At 58.1% G+C, this 22,661-nt stretch carries 23 protein-coding genes; 11 read left to right on the top strand and 12 right to left on the bottom strand.

Annotated features, from left to right (window positions below; all coding sequences use genetic code 11):
• The first annotated feature begins 156 nt into the window (after nt 1–156).
• Together ABJI08_RS15305 and ABJI08_RS15300 are read left to right on the top strand one after the other, a co-directional pair.
• Complete coding sequence (locus tag ABJI08_RS15305) at nt 157–519, top strand: hypothetical protein (protein WP_348402709.1); 363 nt, start codon at nt 157–159, stop codon at nt 517–519.
• The gene (locus ABJI08_RS15300) at nt 450–1,256 is read left to right on the top strand and encodes a fatty acid desaturase (RefSeq protein ID WP_348402771.1); all 807 of its coding nucleotides are present in this window, start codon (nt 450–452) and stop codon (nt 1,254–1,256) included. Before ABJI08_RS15305 ends, ABJI08_RS15300 begins: the two co-directional genes overlap by 70 nt.
• Here ABJI08_RS15300 and ABJI08_RS15295 read toward each other — a convergent pair.
• From ABJI08_RS15295 to ABJI08_RS15285, 3 genes are all read right to left on the bottom strand, one after another.
• Complete coding sequence (locus tag ABJI08_RS15295) at nt 1,253–1,894, bottom strand: PEBP family protein (protein WP_348402708.1); 642 nt, start codon at nt 1,892–1,894, stop codon at nt 1,253–1,255. The genes ABJI08_RS15300 and ABJI08_RS15295 overlap by 4 nt on opposite strands.
• Before the next feature lie 94 nt (nt 1,895–1,988).
• A complete protein-coding gene (locus tag ABJI08_RS15290; RefSeq protein WP_348402707.1) occupies nt 1,989–3,215 on the bottom strand; it encodes a sigma-54 dependent transcriptional regulator in 1,227 nt (408 codons plus the stop codon).
• Nucleotides 3,212–4,978: an ATP-binding protein gene (locus ABJI08_RS15285; protein ID WP_348402706.1), complete on the bottom strand. Its 1,767-nt coding sequence runs from the start codon at nt 4,976–4,978 to the stop codon at nt 3,212–3,214. Before ABJI08_RS15285 ends, ABJI08_RS15290 begins: the two co-directional genes overlap by 4 nt.
• A 177-nt stretch (nt 4,979–5,155) precedes the next feature.
• Between ABJI08_RS15285 and ABJI08_RS15280 the strand changes: the two genes are divergently transcribed.
• The gene (locus ABJI08_RS15280) at nt 5,156–6,337 is read left to right on the top strand and encodes a cytochrome P450 (RefSeq protein WP_348402705.1); all 1,182 of its coding nucleotides are present in this window, start codon (nt 5,156–5,158) and stop codon (nt 6,335–6,337) included.
• A gap of 63 nt (nt 6,338–6,400) precedes the next feature.
• Here the strand turns inward: ABJI08_RS15280 and ABJI08_RS15275 are convergent, their stop codons facing one another.
• Nucleotides 6,401–6,862: an Lrp/AsnC family transcriptional regulator gene (locus ABJI08_RS15275; protein ID WP_348402704.1), complete on the bottom strand. Its 462-nt coding sequence runs from the start codon at nt 6,860–6,862 to the stop codon at nt 6,401–6,403.
• A gap of 140 nt (nt 6,863–7,002) precedes the next feature.
• Between ABJI08_RS15275 and cobA the strand changes: the two genes are divergently transcribed.
• The 6 genes from cobA to ABJI08_RS15245 all read left to right on the top strand — a co-directional run bounded on the left by cobA (nt 7,003) and on the right by ABJI08_RS15245 (nt 11,998).
• Nucleotides 7,003–7,815: a uroporphyrinogen-III C-methyltransferase gene (gene cobA, locus ABJI08_RS15270; protein WP_348402703.1), complete on the top strand. Its 813-nt coding sequence runs from the start codon at nt 7,003–7,005 to the stop codon at nt 7,813–7,815.
• Nucleotides 7,815–8,135 carry a DUF2849 domain-containing protein gene (locus ABJI08_RS15265; RefSeq protein WP_348402702.1) on the top strand — a complete coding sequence of 107 codons (321 nt, stop codon included), beginning with the start codon at nt 7,815–7,817 and terminating at the stop codon, nt 8,133–8,135. Before cobA ends, ABJI08_RS15265 begins: the two co-directional genes overlap by 1 nt.
• A 34-nt stretch (nt 8,136–8,169) precedes the next feature.
• On the top strand, nt 8,170–9,837 hold the full coding sequence (locus ABJI08_RS15260; RefSeq protein ID WP_348402701.1) for a nitrite/sulfite reductase: 1,668 nt from the start codon (nt 8,170–8,172) through the stop codon (nt 9,835–9,837).
• Nucleotides 9,827–10,627, top strand: a complete 801-nt coding sequence (locus ABJI08_RS15255; protein WP_348402700.1) for a phosphoadenylyl-sulfate reductase — start codon at nt 9,827–9,829, stop codon at nt 10,625–10,627. The genes ABJI08_RS15260 and ABJI08_RS15255 overlap by 11 nt, the downstream gene beginning before the upstream one ends.
• A complete protein-coding gene (locus tag ABJI08_RS15250; RefSeq protein WP_348402699.1) occupies nt 10,624–11,037 on the top strand; it encodes a DUF934 domain-containing protein in 414 nt (137 codons plus the stop codon). Before ABJI08_RS15255 ends, ABJI08_RS15250 begins: the two co-directional genes overlap by 4 nt.
• Nucleotides 11,038–11,149: 112 nt before the next feature.
• Entirely contained in the window at nt 11,150–11,998 is an 849-nt protein-coding gene (locus ABJI08_RS15245; RefSeq protein WP_348402698.1) for a ferredoxin--NADP reductase, read from the top strand.
• A gap of 50 nt (nt 11,999–12,048) precedes the next feature.
• Here the strand turns inward: ABJI08_RS15245 and ABJI08_RS15240 are convergent, their stop codons facing one another.
• Together ABJI08_RS15240 and ABJI08_RS15235 are read right to left on the bottom strand one after the other, a co-directional pair.
• Nucleotides 12,049–13,968: a sensor histidine kinase gene (locus tag ABJI08_RS15240; RefSeq protein WP_348402697.1), complete on the bottom strand. Its 1,920-nt coding sequence runs from the start codon at nt 13,966–13,968 to the stop codon at nt 12,049–12,051.
• Between the two features lie 190 nt (nt 13,969–14,158).
• Complete coding sequence (locus ABJI08_RS15235; RefSeq protein ID WP_348402696.1) at nt 14,159–14,890, bottom strand: translation initiation factor 3; 732 nt, start codon at nt 14,888–14,890, stop codon at nt 14,159–14,161.
• A gap of 197 nt (nt 14,891–15,087) precedes the next feature.
• On the opposite strand from ABJI08_RS15235, the gene infC reads away from it, so the two are divergent.
• Together infC and ABJI08_RS15225 are read left to right on the top strand one after the other, a co-directional pair.
• Nucleotides 15,088–15,633 carry a translation initiation factor IF-3 gene (gene infC / locus ABJI08_RS15230; protein WP_348402770.1) on the top strand — a complete coding sequence of 182 codons (546 nt, stop codon included), beginning with the start codon at nt 15,088–15,090 and terminating at the stop codon, nt 15,631–15,633.
• Between the two features lie 66 nt (nt 15,634–15,699).
• Nucleotides 15,700–16,299, top strand: coding sequence for a class I SAM-dependent methyltransferase (locus ABJI08_RS15225; RefSeq protein ID WP_348402695.1), 600 nt, complete (start codon nt 15,700–15,702; stop codon nt 16,297–16,299).
• Nucleotides 16,300–16,302: 3 nt separating this feature from the next.
• Here ABJI08_RS15225 and ABJI08_RS15220 read toward each other — a convergent pair whose 3' ends face one another.
• From ABJI08_RS15220 to ABJI08_RS15195, 6 genes are all read right to left on the bottom strand, one after another.
• Nucleotides 16,303–16,704 (bottom strand): hypothetical protein, encoded by a 402-nt coding sequence (locus ABJI08_RS15220; protein ID WP_348402694.1) that lies wholly within the window; start codon nt 16,702–16,704, stop codon nt 16,303–16,305.
• A gap of 106 nt (nt 16,705–16,810) precedes the next feature.
• A complete protein-coding gene (locus ABJI08_RS15215) occupies nt 16,811–17,593 on the bottom strand; it encodes an FAD binding domain-containing protein (protein WP_348402693.1) in 783 nt (260 codons plus the stop codon).
• A gap of 12 nt (nt 17,594–17,605) precedes the next feature.
• Nucleotides 17,606–19,969, bottom strand: coding sequence for a xanthine dehydrogenase family protein molybdopterin-binding subunit (locus tag ABJI08_RS15210; RefSeq protein WP_348402692.1), 2,364 nt, complete (start codon nt 19,967–19,969; stop codon nt 17,606–17,608).
• Between the two features lie 108 nt (nt 19,970–20,077).
• Complete coding sequence (locus ABJI08_RS15205) at nt 20,078–20,563, bottom strand: (2Fe-2S)-binding protein (protein WP_348402691.1); 486 nt, start codon at nt 20,561–20,563, stop codon at nt 20,078–20,080.
• A 131-nt stretch (nt 20,564–20,694) separates the two neighbouring features.
• Entirely contained in the window at nt 20,695–21,690 is a 996-nt protein-coding gene (locus tag ABJI08_RS15200; RefSeq protein ID WP_348402690.1) for a molybdopterin-binding protein, read from the bottom strand.
• Entirely contained in the window at nt 21,687–22,655 is a 969-nt protein-coding gene (locus tag ABJI08_RS15195; protein ID WP_348402689.1) for an XdhC family protein, read from the bottom strand. Before ABJI08_RS15195 ends, ABJI08_RS15200 begins: the two co-directional genes overlap by 4 nt.
• Nucleotides 22,656–22,661 lie beyond the last annotated feature (6 nt).

Genomic DNA, 22,661 nt, shown 5'->3' with positions numbered 1-22,661 from the left:
CGCGTTAGCGCCCGGTTTGTGCGGAATCCCGCACAAGCCATGCAATGTTCATTGGTCCGCATTGCGCAAATTGCAAGCCCCCGCTGGCTCACATGCTTGACCTGAGACCCACAGATACTAGGTTGCAAAAAAAACAGGCATTTCATCAGGTCATTTATGCAAACCAATTTACGGTTAGACACCGCAGCGCCGGTTTCGGCGCCCGCTCGTATATCTGTGCAATCACGTCGCCATAATGACATGCGCCGCGAAGCTATTCGCGCGCACCCTGAACTGTCGACCCTGTCCGGTGCGGACCCACGCACCGCGCTGGCACTGCCGGTGTTGCTGGCCGCCCATTGGGGCGTGGCGTGGCTGGTATCTGACAGCAGCGTGCTTGTCATCGGCCTGACGGCCTTCATCGTGGGGCAACTGATCTATCACTCTGCCGCGTCACTGATTCACGAAACCTGTCACAAGCTGATATTTCGTGGCCCACGCGCCAAGCTGGGTTTGATCTGGCGCTGGAATTCATCCTGACCACCTATGGCAAACAGCTGATCTATCAGCATCAGCATATCACCAGCCACCATCCCTTTATGGGCGACTATGCGCGTGACTATGAACATGAAGACCTGTGTGCCCTTCAGGCGCGCCAGTATGTCGGCCAAACCACACCCGGGCGGCAAAAGCTGCTCACCGGTCTGACCCTGTTTATCCATGCCCTGCCCTTTGGCAGCATCTTCATTGGTGATCTGATCCTGCCACGCGCCTATGCCTTGGCCTCGGGCCGCCCTCAAAGCGATCCTGTTGACCGCTTTACCGGCACCCGCCCAAGCTGGCGCGAGATGGCGCCCTATATCGCAGTGTCGCTGCTCTCAAACGTCATCCTGTTTCTGTTGCTCGGCCCGTGGGCGCTGCTCTATCACCTTTGGACCGCGTCTTTCTTTCCCGGCAAGCTTGGCATCTCTAATCTGGGCCAGTCGCTGTCCGAACACCCCGGCGATGACGCGGAAAACCCAACTCGTTCCACATATGGCCCGATCAACTGGCTGCTGTTCAACACCGGCTATCACAACGAACACCACAGCTTTCCAAACGTGCCATGGACCCGTCTGCCCGCCCTGCACAAAGGCGCGCCCGAAGTGTTTCATGCCGAGACGGACAAGACGTATTTCGGCTATTGGCTGGAACATGTACGCGGTAATTTCACCGCCAGCCGCGATCTGGACCTGCACAAACAGGACCACACCGCGCGGTGTCAGGGCGACCGCTAGTCCACTGTGAGACGGCACAAAATCGTGTTGTCCGTTTCCAGATCCCCGCCCCAGATCAGCTCGGCGGACCGATCCCAGGAAATCCGGTCATAGCCGTCTTTGGGCCGCACATCGCGTTCGGAATACTCTATTGCCTTGGACCAACCACTGTCGTCAAACCCGGCCTGATCCCAGCCTTGAGGCGCAGCCGTTTCGCTGAACCCACATGGTCCTTGCCCAGCAACCGGATTGTCTTCGCGCGCGCAGGATTTGTTCAACGGCGCCGCGTGCGTCACCATACAGCGCCAGCTTGCATCACTTACCGCAATGGCATGTCCCTGCCCGTCGCGTACTTGCAAAATAACGCCCCCATCACCCATCTGCTGACGACGCGACCCGATATATTCCAGGCCTGTGTCATTCTCTTTGAAATCCTTAGCGATCAACCCGATCACAAAGGGGCGCTCTGCCTGAAACGAAAAGCTCTCAGCGTTAAAGGACCGCTCGGTTGTAATCGAAACACTGTCTTCGGCCACGGTCTTGCCGTTTACATGAAAGGCAAACCAATTGTCCGCCCAGACATCCGCCTTAAACTGTTCCGCGTGAACGGCAGGCGCACAAAGGCAGGTCGCAACGGCAAAATACTTTGGAAAACGCATTAGGAACCTCAATCTGTATTTGTCTTGCTCAGTTGAACGCAGGCCATACAATGTTCCGTCGAATTTTTCGCGAAATACCCTGAATGACCGGGCCTTACCGAAAATCTTCGGGCTTCAGCCCGTATTTTGTCAGCTTGTCATACATCGTCTTGCGCGGCAGCTTCAGCGCCTTAGCCGCCACAGACGCCCGCCCGCGATGTTGACGCAGCGCCTCGGCCAGCAACGACCGTTCGACCTGTGCCATCTGATCCACCAGTCCCAAGCCGCCGCTCTGGGTTTCTTCACCCGGCAAGCCCAGCACAAACCGCATCGCCACGCTCATCAACGCCCGCGCATTGCCCGGCCAATCCCGCGCCATGAGACCGGAAATGACATCCGGCGTCACGTCTGGTGCCACCACCCCCGATTGTTCGGCAGCCTGCGCCACATAATGACGGAACAACACCGGGATATCTTCGGGCCGTTCGGACAATGATGGAATTCGCACCTGCAAGGCGTCCATCCGGTAATACAAATCGCCATGCAGCGTGCCTGCCCCAACCGCATCGCGCAACTGCGCGGCACTGCCAAAGATAAGCCGCGGATGCGCGCCCTGCTCCATCAACGCCATCAATGCAAATTGCGTCTCCATCGGCATCGCCTGAATTTCATCCAGAAACAGGCTTCCACCGCCCGCATCTTTCACGGCCTGCTGAAACCGGTCCGGCACCATCCCCGCAGCAGTATGTTTGCCAAATGGCCCTTTGCTCTGAGGCGAACATAGATGGATCACCTCGGCAACTTTCGAAATTCCAGAGCCTTGCGCCCCGGTAACCAAAGCCTCGGCTCCGATCCGACCGACATTGCGCACCTGGGTCCGCAACAGTTCAGCCTGTTTCGAAATACCGAAAATCAAACGTGCTGCCGGGTCGCCGGTTTCAAGCTGCAGCTTCAGGCGTCGGTTTTCCAGCGCCATGCTGCGTGTCTTTTGGGCACGCTCAATAACCGCCACCAGTTCGGATGGTGCACAGGGTTTTTCCAAAAACCCAAACGCCCCCATGGCCATCGCCCTGACCGCCATCGGCACATCACCTTCGCCCGTCAACAGGATCACAGGCAATTCCGCATCAACCTCGTGCGTGAATTCCAACAAATGAAAACCATCCCGCCCCGGCATCCGCATGTCCGACAGGATCACCCCCGAAAACCCCGGTTCAATGTGATCTTTGGCTTCAACAAATGACCCCGCCGCAATCACCGGAAAATCTTCCAACTCAAGCGTCTGCGTCAATGCCTCGCGCACAATCGGATCGTCATCCACCACCAAAACCGGCGCCTTCATGCCACCTTTTCCTCATTCCAATAATCCAGTTCAACCGTGAACTGCGCGCCACCTTCCGGGGCGTTGGTGCCACGAATATTTCCACCAAAGCTTTGCACCAGACCATAAGAGATCGACAACCCCAATCCCATGCCTTCGGAACTGCCCACTTCCTTGGTTGAATAAAACGGGTCAAATATCCGGTCTGGCTCAGAAATGCCCGGTCCGGTATCACGCACCACCACCGACAATCGCGGCCCTGCGTCCAACGTAATTGAAATCTCTTTGCGCGGCGCATCAACCATCGCATCCGCCGCATTGTTGATCAGGTTTACAAACACCTGCCCCAACCGCACTTCGCCCCCCAGCGCATAAACCGGGTCGCGCCATTTGTCCGGGTCCCAATGCAAGTGCACATTGTCCCGACGCAACCGCGATTCAGCCAATTCAACGGCCTGACTGATCACTGCCACCAAATCGACCTTACCCATCGGCTCGCTTTCATTGCGCGCAAAGGCCCGCAAATTGCGAATGATGCGCGCCATGCGTGTCGCCATCTGGGCAATCCGCCCCAGATTTTCGCCTGCCTTGCCCTGATTGCCGCGCTCCAGAAACCGTTCACCGTTTTCGGCAAAGCTTTGGATTGCCATCAAGGGTTGGTTCAGCTCATGACTGATCCCGGCGCTCATCTGTCCCAACGCGCTCAGCTTGCCCGCCTGCACCAGATCCGCCTGTGCCCGTTTCAGCGCCGCCTCGGCATCCTGGCGTTCGACAATCTCATGGCGCAGGGCAAGGTTGGTCTCGCTCAGCGCGCGGGTGCGCTCGCCAACCCGCTCCTCCAACACCATATTGGCCTCTGCCAACACCCGGCGCCGCTCAATTGCCTGCCACAGGATCAAGCCGAACACCATCGCCGCCGCCGCCACAACCGCCGCCTGCAATCCCGCCAGACGCAGCGCAGGTGCCACGTCCACAATCGCCTCACCGCGCATGTCGATCACCGGCAGGTCCTTGGCAATATGCAACCCACGCTCGGGCAGATACGGCCCCCAGTCCAACCGCCAAAGCTCGTGCCCGGCGCGGAAAAACTGCTGAAACGGCGGCGCAAACCCTTCGGGCGGCACCAACCCCACATCCCCTGCGCGGCGCTGCCAGAATATCAGTTCCGAACGGTTTGAGATAAACACCTCGCCCGCCTCATCCACAAAGAACACAGCCGGGCGGTCCCCGCGCCAGTTCTCTTCGACATTCTCGATATCCACCACCACAACCAGAACCGCGCTGACACGGCCATCCGCGCCAAAACTGGGCGAGGCGAAATAAAACGCCCTCCGCCCATAGCGCACATCCACCGCATGATACGCGCCCAATGCGCCATGCAACGCCCGCTCAAAATAGGGCGTCGTCACCAGATCGTTGGCCCCTCTAATGGTGTCATGCGCCGCCGCCAGAACCGACCCGTCAACATCTGCATAAATCAGATCAAGCGCGGCAGTTTTGTCCGCCGCTTCCAGCAACAGCGCCCGCGCAGCCTGCGCATCGCCTTCACCCCGGGCCAGATCATGTAAATCAGGGTGCTCCGCCATCAGAACCGCCAGTTCCTGATACCGCTGAAGCTGCGCCGTCAACCGGTCTGCCGCCAGCGCAAGGTCAACCTCACCGCGCTGCGCAAGCTGATCCAGCGCCTGACCATAGCCAAACCGCCAGACCCCGCCCGCAACAGCGGCCAGTACCAAAAGAAAAAGCGCCAGAATCGCTGCCCGATGCCGTATCCACGTTCTCATACGTCCACCCTAGCGCCATTCCCGATGCCCTGCGACCCACAAGTCAGCGCACCCCGGGCGCCCCACACGCCCCCGTCACGATGCACGTCACCCGCCAAAGGCGCAAAACTGCGCGCGCCAGCGCACATTTGGATCACGCCCCCTTGCCAATTGCGCCCGCACAATGAAACTGACGCCATGATAACACTCAGCCAGTCCCCGACCGATCCAGCATTTGTGCAAAACCCCTATGCGTTCTACGACAACGCTCGCAGCCAAAGCCGGTTGGTGTTCTGGCAGGACTATGGCATGCCCGTCGCCCTGTCCCATGCGCTGGTCACGATGTTGTTCAAGGACCGCCGTTTTGGCAGAGAGGTGCCACCCGAACTGGCCCCCGACATCCCGCCGCATCTTGAGCCGTTCTACGCGGTCGAAGCCCACTCCATGCTGGAACTGGAACCGCCCCGCCACAAACGCCTGCGCTCGCTCGTGCTGCGCGCATTTACCAGCCGCGCCATTTCTGACCTGCGCCCGGGCATCGAAACCCTGTGTCATGACCTGATTGATGACTTTCCCGCAGAGCCGTTTGATCTGCTCAACACATATTGCACGCAGGTACCGGTTATCACCATCGCCCGCCTGCTTGGGGTGCCCGATGATATGGCCCCGCAATTCCTGCGCTGGTCGCATGCGATGGTTGCCATGTACATGGCGTCGCGCACCCGCGCCCACGAAGACGCCGCCGCACAGGCCGCCACCGAATTTACGGCCTTTCTCACCGACTACATCAACACCCGCCGAAAAACCCCCGGCGACGACCTGATCACCCGCCTGATCGAGGCCGAAGAAGCCGGTGAAAAACTGTCCACCCCCGAGCTGATCACCACCTGCATTCTTCTCCTGAATGCAGGCCACGAAGCCACCGTGCATTCGCTGGGTAACGGTGTAAAAACGCTTTTGGAACAAAATATTGACCGGTCATGGTTAATGCCGGACAAGATCGACGGCACGGTCGAGGAAATCCTGCGATACGATCCACCGCTGCACATGTTCACGCGCTATGCCTATGAGGATATCGAGGTGTCCGGCCACACCTTCCATCGCGGCGATCAGGTGGCACTGCTCTTGGGCGCAGCCAATCGCGATCCCGGCATGTGGGAAGACCCCAATCGCTTTAACCCGGGGCGCCCCGTCATCACCAATACCAGCTTTGGCGGCGGGCTGCATTTCTGTGTCGGTGCCCCGCTCGCCCGGCTCGAAATGCAGGTGGCGCTGCCCATCCTGTTCGACCGCTGCCCAAACCTCAAACTGACCGCCTCGCCAGGCTTCGCCAACACATTCCACTTTCATGGACTGACCGCGCTGACAGTGACCGCCTGAATTCGCCACCGACGTGATACCGACGCAATACCGATGCGCCGCCGACGCGCCAATTGGTCCATCTCAGAGCGGCAACATCGTTGTGGATTTGATCTGTTCCATCGACAAAAGCGCGGTCACGTTGTGCACCTTGACCTCTGAAATCAGCGCCTGATAAAACGTGTCATAGGCGCGGGCGTTTTTCACCTGAACCTTCAGGATATAATCGATATCACCGGCCAACCGATGCGCTTCCTGCACTTCCGGGCGATCCTTTAGCGCTTGCAGAAATTTCGCCTGCCAGTCCGCCTCATGCTCTGAGGTGCGTATCAACACAAAAAAACACGCTTCAAATCCCAGCGCCTCGGCGTCCAGCAAAACAGTCTGCTGACGGATCACTTCGGCATCGCGCAATTTGCGAATTCGGTTCCAGACCGGTGTCTTAGACGATCCGACCCGCTTGGCAATTTCATCCAAAGACTGCGCCGCATCCCGCTGCAACTCCCCAAGGATTTTCCGGTCCATGTCGTCTATGCGCAATGACATCCCAATTTCTCCCACTTTCCAGAACAAACCCACTCACTGGCGTTCACACCAGAACATACGTTTCTATTTCCGCCAGCATCTAGCGAATAACCGGGATAATTTCCTATATTGCATAGTAAGTCAAACAAACGGATTCTCTCATGGCCTCGCCTGCGATCACACAACCGGCTTCGACCACGCCCACCCTGCCCGCTTCGGGTCAGGTGGTGTTTGTCGGCGCGGGCCCCGGTGACGCGGAATTGCTGACACTCAAGGCCTTGCGGGTTTTGCAAACGGCCAATGTCGTCATCCATGACCGTCTGGTCAGCGCGGACGTTCTGGCGCTTGCCAAGTCCGACGCCCAACTGATCAATGTCGGCAAACAGGGCTTTGGTCCTTCTACCGCACAATCCGACATCCACGCGCTGATTGTGAAACACGCCCGCGCCGGGGCTCGTGTTGCGCGGCTCAAGGGCGGCGACGTCACGTTGTTCGCACGTCTGGACGAAGAGATAGAAGCGCTGGAAGCTGCAAACCTGCCATGGACCATCGTGCCCGGCATTACAGCGGCCTCTTCGGCAGTGGCCAATATCGGCCAAAGCCTGACCAAACGCGGCCGCAACGGCGCGGTGCGTCTGATGACTGGCCATGACACCAAAGGCTTTGCCGATCACGACTGGCAGACCCTCGCGCGTCCGGGCGAAGTTGCGGCCATCTACATGGGCGTCAAAGCCGCTCGGTTTATTCAAGGCCGCCTGCTGATGCATGGCGCCGATGGCGAAACCCCGGTGACTATTGTTGAAAACGCCTCGCGCGCTGACGAACGTATCATTGCAACCACACTCGCTGCCTTGCCAACCGATCTGGCAGAGCGCTGTAGCGGCGGGCCGGCGCTTACATTCCTGGGCCTCGCCCCACGCGCCGCGACCCGTATTCAGAAATCAACCGAATTCCATGCACAGGAGCTTGCCTGATGGCCCGCGCATTTACCCCCAAAGTGATCACCGCCAATGCCCTTATCGAAGGTGACGTGATCTATCTGACAGCTGATGACAGCTGGTCGCGCAACCTCGCCGAAGCAGAGCTTCTGACTGACGAGGCACATGCCCAACTGCGTTTGCTCGAAGCCGAACAGCAGGCAGGTGAAATTGTGGGCGCTTATCTGGCCGACGCCACCTCTGGCGACACTGGCCCCGAGCCAACCCATTTCCGCGAGGAATTCCGTCGCACCGGACCCTCAAACTACTTCCACGGCAAACAGGCGGACACCGCCCGGGACAGCAAGGCGCTCTGAGCGTCCAGCCCGTAACCAGCGAAAGGTCATAGCCATGTATCACTACAACGATTTTGACGCCGCATTTCTTGCCGAGCGCAATCGCCAGTTCCGCGCGCAGGTTGAACGCCGCGTGTCCGGTGCCCTGACTGAGGACGAATTCAAGCCCCTGCGCCTGATGAACGGCCTCTACCTGCAACTGCACGCCTATATGCTGCGCGTCGCCATTCCCTATGGCACGTTGTCCAGCGCCCAGATGGACAAGCTCGCCCTGTTGGCGGACAAATGGGACAAGGGCTATGGCCATTTCACCACCCGTCAAAACATCCAGTACAACTGGCCCAAACTGACCGATGTGCCGGATATGCTGGACGCATTGGGCGAGGTGAACCTGCACGCCATCCAGACCTCGGGCAACACTATCCGCAACGTTACAGCCGACCATTTTGCCGGTGCCGCTGCCGATGAAATCGAAGATCCGCGCCCAGTGGCCGAACTGATCCGTCAATGGTCAACTGACCATCCGGAATTCCAGTTCATGGGCCGCAAGTTCAAAATCGCTGTGTCTGGCGCTGCTGCAGACCGCGCCGTGCTCAAGGCGCATGATCTGGCTGTGCGCATCGTCAAGAACGATGCAGGCGAAACCGGTTACCAAATTCTGGTCGGCGGCGGACTTGGCCGCACACCGATGATTGGCAAGGTTATCAATGACTTCCTGCCAAAAGCCGATGTTCTGCCTTATATCGAAGCCGTGGTTTCAGTCTGGAACCAGATTGGCCGCCGCGACAACAAATATAAAGCCCGCATCAAGATCACTGTGCATGAACATGGGCTGGACGATATCCGTGCTCGCGTCGAGGAACGTTTCCAGCAAGTGCGCAAAACATTTGGCGGCCACGACCAGCGTCTGCTGGCCAAAATCGAAGCGCATTTCGCTGCGCCCACGTTCCGCGACGCGCCAACCGCCGCATATGATCTGGCCTATGACGCCAACCCCATGTTCCGCAGCTGGGCCGATACCAACCTGACCGCACACCGCGCACAGGGTTACAGCATCGTCACCGTATCGCTCAAGAAACACGGCGAGACACCGGGCGACGCAACCTCTGAGCAAATGCGCGTACTGGCCGATCTGGCCCGCAAATACGGCCATGACGAACTGCGCATCAGCCACGAGCAGAACGTGATCCTGCCACATGTGCACAAATCCGACCTGCCCGCGATCTATGATGCGCTGCGCGACGCTGATCTGCACACGGCCAATATTGGCCTTGTGTCAGACATCATCGCCTGCCCCGGCATGGACTATTGCGCATTGGCCACGGCCCGCTCTATCCCGGTGGCCCAGCAGATCGCCACCCGTTTTGACGAGCTCAAGCTCGAGCATGATATCGGCCATCTGCAGATCAAGATTTCGGGCTGCATCAACGCCTGTGGCCACCACCATGTCGGCCATATCGGCATTCTGGGTCTCGACCGTGCCGGTGTAGAAAACTACCAGATCACCCTTGGGGGCGACGCCACCTGGGATGCCGCGATTGGTCAACGTGCCGGTCCTGGGTTTGCCTATGACGAGATCGTGCCGGCCATCGAACGTCTGGTTCAGGGCTATCTTGAATTGCGCGACGGACCCGAGGAAACCTTCCTGGCGGCCTATCGCCGTCTGGGTCTGGCCCCGTTCAAAGCCTATCTCTACCCAGAGGTACAGGCCAATGCCGCATGATACCTTCACGCCTTTGGTCTCGCCGCTGAACACAGCGGCAGACCCCGGCGATGCAGCCTCGCGTGACCCGCTTCAGGCCAAGGTGGACGCGCTGAACGCACGCTATCGTCACCATTCGGCAACTGCGGTGATCGAGGCGGCCCTGCGCGATCCGCAGGCGGGCAAAATTGCGCTCGTGTCGTCATTTGGCGCGGAATCCGTGGCCCTGCTACACCTCGCATCGATGGTCGATCGCAATATTCCTGTATTATTCGTGGACACCGAAATGCTGTTCACGGAAACGCTGGTCTATCAGGCTGAACTGGCCGAACGTCTGCATCTGAGTAACGTTCAGATCATCCGCGCCTCGGACATGACATTACAGGCCGAAGACCCTGACGGCACGCTGCATCAGCGCGACACCGACGCGTGCTGCGCCTTGCGGAAAACCCGGCCCCTGCAAAAGGCCCTGCGCGGTTTTGACGGCTGGATCACCGGACGCAAACGGTTTCAGTCGGGCACCCGCGCCGCGATGGAGTTCTTTGAGGTCGAAGAGTTCACCGGACGCATCAAGGTCAACCCCCTGGCCCATTGGGCGCCCGACGACGTGCGCGCCTATATGGAAGAAAACCGCCTGCCCCGCCATCCGATGGTGGCCAATGGCTATCCGTCGATTGGCTGTGCGCCCTGCACCTCGCCGGTCAAAGACGGCGAAGACCCAAGATCGGGCCGCTGGCGCGGTCAGGACAAAGAAGAATGCGGCATTCATTTTGTAAACGGCAAAATGGTGCGAGTTGGAGAGATGACATGAGTGTAATTGTAACCGATAGCGGCTTTGGCGCAGATGACTGGACGCTTGGCTATGTGCCGTCTGCGGACGCCGCCAATGACGTCGCCGCGCTGGATGTCAGTTCTGACACCGACCCGGCCACGCTGACCGACAAGCTGACATCAGCCCAGATGATCCGCGTCGACTTCCCCAGTTTTGCAGACGGGCGAGGTTTTACCATCGCGCGCCAATTGCGTTTGGCCGGATATACCGGACGCCTGCGGGCCAAGGGACACGTGATTTCTGACCAATACGCCATGGCACGCCGCTGCGGCTTTGACGAGGTCGAGATTTCCGATGATCTGGCCGCGCGCCAACCTGAAGCCGAATGGGCATTCCGTGCGGATTGGCAGGCGCATGACTATCAGGCCCGCATGCGCGACAACGGCTGATCGCTAAAAACAGATCGTGAATTTGCGATATGTCAACGACATGCCGCAAATTCACCTTCAATTCCTCCTGTGACATGATAAATGGAGACGGGCACTTTCGCCCGATGTTGATATGACCGAGCAAACTCCCGTGACCGACACCAAAGCTGTAAAAGTTCCCACCCTGCCCGACGCCCAGACCGTGACACAGGTTCAGCACTACACTGACCGCCTGTTTTCGTTCAAATGCACGCGCCCTGCCTCGCTGCGGTTTCGCTCGGGCGAATTTGTGATGATCGGCCTGATGGGCGACCCGCACCCCGAAACCGGCAAGCAAAAGCCACTGCTGCGCGCTTATTCCATTGCCTCGCCGTCATGGGATGAAGAGCTGGAGTTTTATTCGATCAAGGTGCAGGACGGACCGCTGACCTCTAAACTGCAGCACATTCAGCCCGGTGATGAGATTATTCTGCGTCCCAAACCGGTTGGCACGCTGGTGCATGACGCGCTGATCCCCGGCAAACGCATCTGGTTCTTTGCCACCGGCACCGGCTTTGCCCCGTTCGCCTCGCTGCTGCGCGAACCGCAGACTTACGAGGATTATGACGAGGTCATCATCACCCATACCTGCCGCGAAGCTGGCGAGCTGACCTATGGTCACGACATCATCGAGTCGTTGAAAACAGATGAGCTTTTGAACGAAGTGATCGGCGAAGGGTTCTGGAAGAAAATCAAATACTACCCGACCACCACCCGCGAAGAGAGCGCCAAGATGGGCCGGATCACCGACCTGATCAATTCCGGCGAAGCTTATGCCGATCTGGGTGTGGAGCCGCTCAACCCTGACAATGACCGCGCCATGATCTGCGGCAATCTTGCGTTCAACCTTGAACTCAAAGACATGCTGGAAGCCGCCGGTCTTGAAGAAGGTGCCAATTCCAAACCGGCGCAATATGTCGTGGAAAAAGCCTTTCTGGACTGATCTAACCCCACTAAACAATCAAAGCCGCCCCATTCGGGCGGCTTTTTTGTTTACATGGACTGCAACGGCAACGTCACCAGGAATACCGTTCCCGCGCCTTTGGTGCTTTCATAGGTCAGCGTACCTTGATGGCGGGCGACAATGGTGCGCGCAATATTCAGACCCAGCCCACTTCCGCCAACAACGCGCCGATCTGACGAATCCAACTGCGTAAAGGCATCAAAGATGCTGTCTCCGGTCCCTTCCGGAATGCCCAGCCCGTTATCGTGCACACGGATCTCAGCCTTGCCCTGATCAGCAATCACAGACACATTTACCTCATCACCAATCCTGGAAAACTTCGCAGCATTGGACAACAGGTTGGCCATCACCTGCAACAAACGGCTCGAATCTGCCGAAATCGTTATTGCCTGTTCAGACGTATCGCAATTGAACGAAACCCCCGCCAGTGTCGCATAACCAGCATTTGCCTCCACAGCCTCAGTCACCAACGCACCCAACTCGACCGGTTCAAACGAGAAGCTTAGTTTTCCGGCGTCCAGCTTTTCCAAATCGAGAAGGTCGTCAATCAGAACGGCAAGCCGGCGTCCGTTTCGGAGCGCTATTTCCAGCAGCGGCTTTGCTTCGGGGGGCAGATCATCGCTGACAACCTTGCTATCCATCAGCTCCAGCGCACCCTTGATTGATGTCAGCGGCGTGCGCAGTTCGTGGCTCACCATCGACACAAATTGCGATTTCACCTGATTGGCCTTTTGCGCTGCTTCCAACAATTGCGCCCGCTCATGCGACACACGCTCTGCCTCTTCCAACGCGATCTGAAGCCGATCTGTCATTTTTTCGATCCCGTCACCCATCGCGTCAAAGGCATGGGCGGTCTGCACGATCTCATGCGGGGTCAGATTGGGCAATTCTCCAATGCGGGTATCAAGATCACCCTGCGACAGCTGCCCTGCGGCGGTGGCAATCGACCGTATGGGACGAACCAGCCAGGACGACAGCCACCAGCTCAGCAAGCCCGCCATCGCCAATTGCACAAACGCAACCAGAATTGCCGCCGAGCGCGACTCATTGGCCCGATCCGCCAGCTCGCTGATCGGCTGCGGCACCATCACCCCCCACCCGGTTTCGGGCACAAAGGTATAGCCAGCGATCATATCGGCCTGCATGGGCGGTGAATAGAACTCCATCACGCCTGTCTCGCCCTGCATCATCGCGCGCACAACGGACAGCTTAGAAGCGTCCTTGGAAATCCGCTGCCATTCTGCATTCGGGTGCGCCACAACCAGCCCATCCTGATCAACCATCATCGAATGGCCGCGTTCCCCAAAGGTAATCGATTTCTGCAGCGCAATGACATAGTCCGGGCTCAGCGGAGCCACTGCGAGCTGTGCGTTTTCCAGAGCCTGAACAATAAAGAAATGTGGAACACCTTCGTGCGAACGAATGCCGGTAATGGCAATTTCGCCATTGGCCTGTTCCGCAAACTGGCGCAGCTCACTTAACAAAGCAGGGTCAGGCAGTTCTTCCGTATGAGAAACCTGACCAGAAAGCCGCGCCAACTCGGAGCCATGACTGTCCAACAGCACGATGTGACAGATATGGAGATTTGACAACGCCTGACCAAATTCCCGAGACTCCCCCAATAACTGAGTGTTTTTTACGGCCAGCCCAAAAACCGTTTTTGCGTCCGTCGCATAGCGTGACAATGCAGCAGACAGGTTCCTGGCAATGAGTAAATGGCTCTCATGCACAGAATCCATCTCCCGGCGGAATGTGTTCTGTTCGATCCATGTATAAAAACCGGCAATCGGAACAACCGCCACCAGCATCATCATCGAAAAAATCAGCCCCTGAAGCGTTGGCACGAATCGCCAGCGGCCATCCAGCCTCTGCGCCTTGGCAAGAAAACCGCCAAACAAGCGCGCACGCGCGTCGATAAGATTAGGAATAGAAACGTTTTGGTCTGTCATTTTGCCGGTCTCTTTAACTGGCTGGAAAGAAAACTCAGTGAATGACAGTCACAAATTACATCGAAATCTGTAAAAACTAAGGCGATTTCGCGATAATGGTCGTTTTGACCTGCGCACCAGGGTGCAAATTTCAACTTTTTGCGCAGGGATCGGGAATGGGCGCCCCATAAAACAGAGCGCCCAAATTGCTTTACAGCCCAAGTGCTGCCTTGGCTTGTGTCAAAGCTGGTGCCAGCAGTTCGGGATTATCAACAGCGCCCTGGATGCTTGTTTTCAGCGCCGTTTTTTTCAACGGATCAAGCGACGAACTGTCGATCAGTGTATTAACCTGATCCAGATTGAACCCTTCGGTCGTAAACAGATCCGCAGCAGCATCTGTAGCAGCTTCCGTCGCCATTTCAGTTGCAGTTTCTGTGACCGCGTCAGTGGCAGCTTCGGATGCCTCTGTTACCGATTCAGTAGCTGTTTCAGTCACCGCTTCGGTTGTGGATTCAACTGCGTCTGTTGCGGCCTCTGTCGCAGATTCAACAGCCTCCGCAGCACCATCAACCGCAGCTTCGCCAGCCGCTTCAACCGCGTCAGCCGCTGGTGCGACCGATTCTGTTACGTCGCTTACCGCATCTTCCACAGCCTGCTCAACAGCTTCTGTGCCTTCTGTCACGACATCCTCAACAGCCTCAACCGTTTCGCTCACGGCGTCTTCTACCGCATCAGCTGCGTCTTCCGCCGCATCCTGAACCTCTTCCACAGCCTCTTCAACGGCCTCTTCTACCGTAGTCTCTTCAGCAGTTTCTGCCTCTGCCGGTGCTGCCTCACTTGATGCAGGCTCCTCTGCAACCGGGGCTTCATCCTGTTTAACAAATGCAAAATATCCACCCGCTGCCACGGCTGCGGCAATCACGATCCAAATCACTTGCTTCATCTTCAATACTCCTGTGTCTCTGACGCGCCCCAAAGGGACTTGCGATGCATGTAGAGCAAATGCCGCAGGGTGCCACCCATCCACAAGGGGGAAAGCAGCACGATTAAGCTCATATTCGCTCATTACGCTGTTGTGTCGGCGCGAAACCGCGAATAAATTGCCTGCCTAATGGATTCAGCTATCGAAGGAAGAAAACCATAGCCCGCAGACCTCATAATGCGCCACCACAGCGCGACACCGGCCCTCGAGTCAACGAACGCATCCGCGCCACTGAAATCCGCCTGATCGGCGCAGAAGGCGAAAACGTGGGCGTTGTCCACCCCGCCCGTGCCATGGAAATGGCAGAACAGGTTGGGCTGGATCTTGTCGAGATTTCGCCAAATGCGGCGCCGCCGGTCTGCAAGATCATGGATTACGGCAAATTCAAATACGAAACGCAAAAGCGCGAATCCGAGGCCCGCAAAAAGCAAAAGACCATCGAGGTCAAAGAGGTCAAGTTCCGCCCCAACACCGATACGCATGACTACGAAGTCAAAATGCGCAACGTGTACAAGTTTCTGGAGAACGGCGACAAGGTCAAGGTGACCCTGCGCTTCCGTGGCCGTGAAATGGCGCACCAGAATTTGGGCCGCGAATTGCTTGAACGGGTTGCGGTAGACATCAAGGAACTGGGCAAGGTTGAAAACATGCCCAAGATGGAAGGCCGACAAATGATCATGATGATCGGTCCGATCCCCAAATAAGACCCTGTCGAACCCCTGCCCATCCGGCGGGGGTTTTTTTCTGCCAGCACATCCCGGGGCACTCTCATGTGGGAAGACCGTTTCGCAAACAGCTCTGATTTTTTGTTTGGCAAAGACCCCGCGCGCTTTCTCGCGGAAAACACATCTTACCTGACCCAAGGCGCCCGCGCGCTGTCTGTCGCAGATGGCGAAGGCCGCAACTCGGTGTTTATGGCGCAGCATGGGCTGAGCGTGACCGCGCTGGAATTTGCCCCCACCGCCGTGGCGCGCGCACAATCTCTGGCTGCCGAGAAAGATGTCACTGTTGATTTTCAACAAGCAGACGTGCTGACCCGCACTTGGGAAAACGAAACCTTTGATCTGGTTGCCGGGTTGTTCATTCAGTTCACCGGTCCGCACGGGCGTCGCAAAATCTTTGACGGGATGAAGCAGGCCACCTGCCCCGGCGGGATTGTCATGCTGCATGGCTACACCCCCAAACAGCTGGAATACGGCACGGGTGGCCCGCCATTTGCCGAAAACATGTACACAGAGGTGATTCTGCGCGCTGCCTTTGTCGGCTGGGACATTCTTCTTTGCCGCGAATATGACCGCGAAGTTCAGGCAGGCAGCGCCCATTCCGGCATGTCCGCCCTGATTGATTTCATCGCGCGCAAACCGGCCTGAGCGTCACGCAATTTCCCGATCACCGCGCAGCCATTTCACGGCATCCGGCACATCAAACGCCAGCGAAATCACATCGACTATCAGCACGATCAGCAACACCAACTCTTCCGTGTCCCAATCTGCACCGCCACCATCGCGCAATGTCAGAAAGATCACCACCACCAGCGGCCCCCAGAACAGGACATGCGGTATAGCCAGCGCTTTGGAGAACCCCTGCTCTCGCAACAGGATAATCAGGTTCGCCAACATCCCGCCAAGCGCCAGAAACGCGAATACGCCCCAAAAAGGCGCGCCCGAGATCCAATAGCCAAACGGCATCAGATTGACCGGCACCAGAACAACCGCCATCCAGACCTGAACCCACACCGGCAATCGTCGAAAACTCTCCCAAATCTCCAGAATCATCATTCCCCCCATACGGACAGGGCGCCGGTCTGCACCAGCGCCCTCCCTTCATTTTGCCAAAAATACTCGCGCCGCAGGCAGCGCCCCGACAGGGGCGCTTTCTACGTTATCCGCAGGCGGCAACCGCCCGTTTGGTCAGAACGGCCACCAGATGCGCACGATAGGCCGACGTGCCATGCATGTCGCCAATCATACCTTCCGCGTCTGGCGCTGCGGGCACAGCATCCGCCGAAAAATCACCCGACAGCGCGTCTTCGGCCGCACTCCAGCGGAACACGCCCTCTTCCGACGCGCCGGTCACTGCCACCCGCACACCATCGGCGTATTTGGCGACAAACACACCCACCAGCGCAAACCGGGACGCAGGCTGCTCGAACTTCTGATAGTTCGCAGCTTCTGGCACGGGGAAATTCACCGCTGTGATGATTTCCCCATCGTCCAGCGCCGTGGTGAACATGCCCTGGAAATAGTCATCCGCCGCAATCTCTCGCGCATTGGTGACAAGCGTCGCCCCGGAACCTAAAGCTGCCGCCGGATAACAGGCCGATGGGTCATTGTTACCCAGAGACCCACCAATTGTGCCGCGAGCGCGCACCGCCGGATCACCGATATTGCCCGCCAGCGCTGCCAGCGCCGGATAGGCACCGGCATTGGCAGCCACATCCGCGTGGCAGGTCGCCCCGCCAATGCTTACTTGCCCGCCATCGCTGGACACCCCCTGAATGTCGGCAATGCCGGTCAGACTGACCAGCTTGCTTGGACTGGCAAGGCGCTGTTTCAGCGTCGGGATCAGCGTTTGCCCGCCGCCCAGCGCCTGAGCGTCTTCATCCGCCAGCGCAGCAACCGCATCCGCGACCGAGGAGGGCTTTTCAAAGTCGAAATTATACATGTCTCGTCCTCCTTATTTGTTCATCGCCGCCCAGACGCGCGAAGGCGACGCAGGCATATCGATATGATCCACTTTATGGCCACCGGATTGCATTGCATCAACCACCGCGTTGACCACCGCTGGCGGCGATCCAATCGCTCCGGCTTCGCCGCAGCCCTTCACGCCCAACGGGTTGTGCGTACAGGGTGTCTGCGAACTGTGATCCACCGCATAGAACGGCACATCATCGGCGCGTGGCATCGCGTAATCCATATAGGACGCGCTCAGCAACTGGCCATTTTCGTCATAGACACAGCCTTCCATCAACGCCTGACCAATGCCCTGACCAATGCCGCCATGCACCTGACCATCGACAATCATCGGGTTGACGATATTGCCGAAATCATCCGCCGCCGAGAACCGCTCGATTGTCACCTTGCCGGTTTCCGGGTCCAGTTCCACTTCGCAGGCATAGGCACCAGAGGGATAGGTAAAGTTGGCCGGATCATAAAACGCGGTCTCTTCCAATCCCGGTTCGATGTCTTCCAGCGGATAGTTATGCGGTACATAAGCCGCCAGCGTCACATCTCCCCAGGCCACAGACTTGTCGGTGCCTGCAACAGAGAACTGACCATCCTTCAACTCGATGTCACCTTCAGAGGCTTCCATCAGATGGGCCGCAATCTTTTTGGCCTTATTGATGATCTTCTCTGTGGCGCGCACCATGGCTGATCCCCCCACAGCCAGCGAACGCGAGCCATACGTGCCCATGCCCATTGGTGATTTAGCGGTATCCCCATGCACGATCTCAATCATGCTTTCATCGATACCGATCATTTCGGCAATCACTTGTGGAAACGCGGTTTCATGACCTTGCCCGTGGCTGTGCGATCCGGTCATCACAACCAGCCCGCCAGTGGCATTCACCCGCACGGTCGCACTTTCGTACAAACCAGCCCGTGCGCCCAACTGACCCACAAGGTTAGACGGCGCGATGCCGCAAGCCTCGATATAGCAGTTCACACCCAGCCCGCGCAGCTTGCCCTTAGCTTCGCTTGCCTTGCGGCGTGCATCAAAGCCCGACAGGTCGGCAATGCCTTCCAACGCGTCCATTGTACCGTGGTAATCCCCAGTGTCATACTCCACCGCAACCGGCGTGGCATATGGGAATTCAGTGATAAAGTTCTGCCGTCTGAGCGCAATCGGGTCGACCCCAAGCTCTCGTGCAGCTTTGTCGATCACCCGCTCCAGCTGGAACGTCGCCTCGGGCCGTCCGGCACCGCGATAGGCATCCACTGGCACCGTGTTGGTGAACACTGCTTTGACGTTCACATAGATCACCGGCGTCTTATAGTTGCCCGCCATCAGCGTGCCATGTAGCCATGTCGGTACCGAAGGCGCAAAGGTCGACAGATAGGCGCCCATATTGGCGTATGTTTCGGTGCGTACAGCAGTAAAGTTGTTGTCTGCGTCCAGCGCCAGTTCGATCTTGGTCACGTGATCACGCCCATGTGCGTCGCTCATAAACGCTTCTGACCGGCTTGAAGTCCATTTGACCGGGCGGTTGATCGCCTTGGCGGCAAAGGTGCAAAACGCTTCTTCCGCATAGTGGAAGATCTTTGTGCCAAAGCCCCCGCCCACGTCAGGCGCGACAACACGCAGCTTATGCTCGGGAATGCCCAGCACAAACGCACCCATCAAAAGCCGGATCACATGCGGGTTCTGGCTGGTGGTGTAAAGCGTGGAATCATCTGTGGCGCGGTTATACTCGCCAATGGCGACGCGTGGCTCCATCGGGTTGGCAATCAACCGGTTATTGACCAGCTCCAGCGTCGTGACATGCGCCGCACTCTGGATTGCTTCTTCAACGGCGTCTTTGTTCTCTTCAACAAAGCCCCAGTCGTAACACAGGTTGCTGTTCAGATCGTCGTGCACCTTGGTTGCACCCTCTGCCACAGCCGCCTTCATATCGACAACAGCAGGTAAGTCCTCGATGTCCAGCTCAATGGCTTCGGCAGCATCGCGGGCTTGTTCATAGGTATCTGCAACCACAGCGGCAATCGGATCACCCACATGGCGCACCTTGCCCTGCGCCAGAACCGGGTGTGCCGGCTCCTGCATCGGCTCGCCGTGACGGTCTGTCACCTGCCAACCACAGGGAATACCCCCCACGCCCTCAAAATCCGCACCGGTGAAAATACGCACCACGCCCGGCATCGCAGCCGCGGCGGCGGTATCAACGCCGTTAATCTTGCCATGCGCTACATCCGAGCGCAGGAAATGCACATAGGCCTGACCATGTGCGTTGATGTCATCTGTATAGTTTCCTGTACCGGTCAAAAACCGGATGTCTTCGCGCCGCTTTGGGCTGGCGCCTATGCCATGATCTTTCGGCATTTAAATTCCTCCCTGAGAACGGATCCAGGACGCAATGCCCCAATCCCTTTCATTGTTCCGAAAACACTTAAACAAACGCCGCGCCTTCCTCCTGCGCGCACGTTCAGGTTATTCGGCGGCGATCGCACTGACGTCCTGCCCGGACGCGGCCATGATTGCCTTGACGATGTTGTGATACCCGGTACACCGGCAAATATTGCCTTCCAGATAATCCCGGACTTCGGCCTCGCTCGGCTTAGGATTCTCTTTCAAAAGCGCAGCTGCTGACATCACCATGCCGGGCGTACAGAACCCGCACTGCAAACCGTGATGGTCCTGAAACGCCTGCTGGATGGTATTCAGCGTTCCGTCCTCGGCGGCCTGCCCTTCGATGGTTGCCACATCGGCCCCATCCGCTTCCAGGGCCAGCATGGTACAGGCTTTAACCGCCTCGCCATTCACATGCACAACACAAGCGCCACATTGGCTGGTGTCACATCCAACATGTGTTCCTGTCAGGTTCAGCGTCTCTCTTAAGAATTGGCTCAGCAAGGTGCGTCCCTCGGCATCGCCGGACATTTCCTTGCCATTCACAGTCATTTTGACTTGCGACATTGGCTCCTCCCAAATTGGATTCAGTTTTTTTGGTTATGAATTGAAGTTAAACAGCGTCACGCGCACTTGAGAACCCGATTTCTGAATTAATCGTCCAAATAAGTGTAAGACATTGGTCGTATACACCCATCTCAGCGCCGCCGTTCGCGTGGCATCGGACGTGTTGGAATTTCTTTCAACAGCCCGCCAACACCCATTCCCGCAATATCGTCATGGCTGACGTCAAGCCCACAGGCGACACGCGCCAGAACCCAGTCTGCACCGTTCAGCGCAGGCGAACGCGCACAACCCGGAAGCCCGATCACAGGCCTGCCGCCCTGATCCCCTATGAATAACAAATTGCCCGGATCAACCGGCATGCCAAAACGCACAACCTGCCCCCCTGCGCTGCGCACCGCCGATGGCGCCACATCATTGGGATCCGATGTGGCCGATCCGGTCAGGATCAAAACCATATCGCCTTGCGCGGCAGACACCGCAGCAGCCAGATCAGCCTCACGATGAGGGACAAGCTGCACTTCGCACAAATCCATGCCCAGCGCGTCAACCCGTGCGGCGATGGCTTTCTTTCCCTTGTCACCGGCGCCACCGTCGATTTCGGTGATGATCAAGGACGCAGTTCGATGCACCACCGGGGCCAGCCGCATGGCCGAAGCCGCAGCAACTGCCCCCCGCGCGACATCTGCGGCGGCCACACCATAGGAAATGATTTTGACCGTACCCACCATCTGCCCAGTGCCCATTTGCTGAAACGGGGGCACCGTGGCCAGTGTGATCATCGGATTGATGGCATTCATCGCGCGCAGCGCATCCACATCCATCACCGCCACGCCGGGACAGGCTGCCACCAGATTGACCCGCCCGGTAAAGGCTGTGGTCAAATCCAGATGCGCACCACTTGGGTCCGGTACAATTGCGTCGGCCAGCTCCGCTGCGGCGACATCTTCGTGCAGATCGCCCGGTTCCAGCTGCGCCACAACCACATCCGATATCCCGGCCGCACCCAGCGCCTGGATATGGGTTTGCTCCAATGTCACGCCTTTGCGCAGCTTGCGCGTGCCAACCTGCAACGAATGGGCCAGAATGCCCCCCGTCGCCTGCGCCAGCGGCACCGATCCAAATCTCATGCAGCCACCCGCAATGTCTGTAGCATCTGTGCCAAAATAGCGACGGCAATTTCGGACGGCCCCGCCGCGCCGATATTTAACCCGACCGGTCCGTGAATGCGCGCGATCTCTGTCTCTGAGAACCCGGCCTCCTGCAAACGCTCTACCCGTTTGGCATGTGTGCGTTTCGACCCCAAGGCGCCGATATAAAACACATCCGAGCGCAACGCCTCATGCAGCGCCGGATCGTCCAGTTTGGGATCATGGGTCAGCAAGACCAGCGCGCAGCGGCTGTCCAGCCCGATTGCCTGCATCGCTTCGTCCGGCCAGTCTTCGACAATGGTTTCTCCGGGAAACCGCGCCTCAGAGCCAAACGCGCTGCGCGGGTCTACAATCACCGGATCAAACCCGGCAATGCGCGCCATCGGCACCAACGCCTGCGTGATATGCACAGCCCCCACAACCACCAATCGCAAGGGCGGGTTGTGAATGGCAACAAACGCACCATCTTCTTCTATGCCGGACCGGTCCATGCGGAACCGGTCTTCAAAACCATCGTCGTGCAACACGCCGCCGCCCAGCTGCGGATCACAGACATAGGCCACAGGTCGCCGCTCGGCGCGTGCCAGTACCAGCGCGGCCAGAACCGTTTCGCTCAGAACCGCGCCAACAGGCTCGACCAGCACACGGATGGTGCCGCCACAGGCCAGACCAACCGCAAACGCGTCGCCGTCGCTGACGCCAAATTCCAACAACGTGCCTTTGCCGGTTTCCAACGCTTCCAACGCTTCAACCATCACCGCACCTTCGACACAGCCGCCCGATACTGACCCTTCAATCTGACCGTCACCCGACACAACCATCTGCGCACCGACCCGGCGCGGGGCCGAGCCCCATGTTTCCACTACAGTGGCCAGAGCTGCGCCACGCCCGGCACGATGCCAGTCCAATGCCAGTTCCGGCGCGCCTTTCAAATCAAGTGTCATGCCTGC

This window comes from Shimia sp., assembly GCF_039969785.1.
GTDB lineage: Bacteria > Pseudomonadota > Alphaproteobacteria > Rhodobacterales > Rhodobacteraceae > Shimia.
The sequence above is the reverse complement of the archived record's forward strand: the minus strand, read 5'-3'. Positions and strand labels throughout refer to the sequence as shown.